At 70.8% G+C, this 1,036-nt stretch carries 1 protein-coding gene and 1 pseudogene; both read left to right on the top strand.

Features of this window, described 5'->3' with window-relative positions:
• Window positions 1-376, top strand: a 376-nt coding sequence (locus tag HW837_RS47945; RefSeq protein WP_206705210.1) for a hypothetical protein, incomplete at its 5' end; no start/stop codon positions are given.
• A pseudogene (locus tag HW837_RS47950) lies at window positions 373-1,036 on the top strand (hypothetical protein); the annotation flags it as partial. The gene HW837_RS47945 and the pseudogene HW837_RS47950, both read left to right, overlap by 4 nt.

Below are 1,036 nucleotides of genomic sequence, written 5' to 3' on the forward strand. Positions count from 1 at the left end.
AGAGGGGGCAGCGATGATCGAGGACGAGCGGGAGCGGATCCTCAACGATGCTGCGGAGCGCATCGGCCGCCTCATCATCGAGACGGCGGAAGAGGTCGAGCGGATCCGTTCCGAGACGGAACAGACGACCGGCGTGTGCCTGGTCGGCGAGCAGTTGCCCGTACGCCCGCGGATCGAAGATGCGAAGTGGGCGGACGTGCACCACATGCGGGGGCAGTGCGCCGCGTTCGTGGAGGCTGCGGGTGTCCTTGAACCGCTTCTCCGGGACTGTCCGGAGCGGACGGTGGGGGCGGTGCTGAAGACCGCCGAGCGGGAGGTCTCCTACCGGTTGCGGCGGCTGTTGGACGCGTCCGGCCTGAGTAAGGACCTGACGTGAGTACCCCCGCAGGTGATGGCCTGGTCGGTGACGCGACGATCCGGGTCGACGGCGACACCGACCCGGCGACGCGGGCACTGGCCCGTTTCTCCCGCGACGCGCAGGGACGGATGCGCGACGTCCGCGGCCGGTTCGTCTCGGAGTCCGCGGCGATCAACCGGGCGCTGACGAACAACACCCCGACGCTGACGGTCAACACCGGCCCGGCGACGACCGCGCTGAACCAGTTCACGAGGGACGTCAACGGACGCCTGAGGGACGTGCAGGGCCGGTTCGTCACGAGCGGCAACACCATCACGCGAACGCTGGCCAGGTCGGCGCAGGGCGGCGACAGGTTCAGCTTCTCTCTCGGCGGGCTGGCGGACGCGGCGGGCCGGGCGGCCGGCGTCATCGCATCCGTGGGCGCCCGGGTGGGCGTGCTGGCGGCGGGGCTGGGGGCTGCTGTGCCGGTGGCGGCCGGGCTGGTGGCGACGCTGGCCAACATCGCTCCGGCCGCAGGCTTGGCGGCGACGGGAATCCTGGCCGTCGGTACGGCGGGCGCCGCGCTGAAGGTCGGCATGATCGGCGTGGACGAGGCGTTCAAGAACGCGTTCGACCCGGCGAAGGCCGAGGAGTTCAACAAGGCTCTGGCCAAGCTGTCCCCGAACGCGCAGAGCTTTG

The sequence above is a fragment of the Streptomyces caniscabiei genome (genome assembly GCF_014930365.1).
Classification (GTDB): Bacteria; Actinomycetota; Actinomycetes; order Streptomycetales; family Streptomycetaceae; genus Streptomyces; species Streptomyces caniscabiei.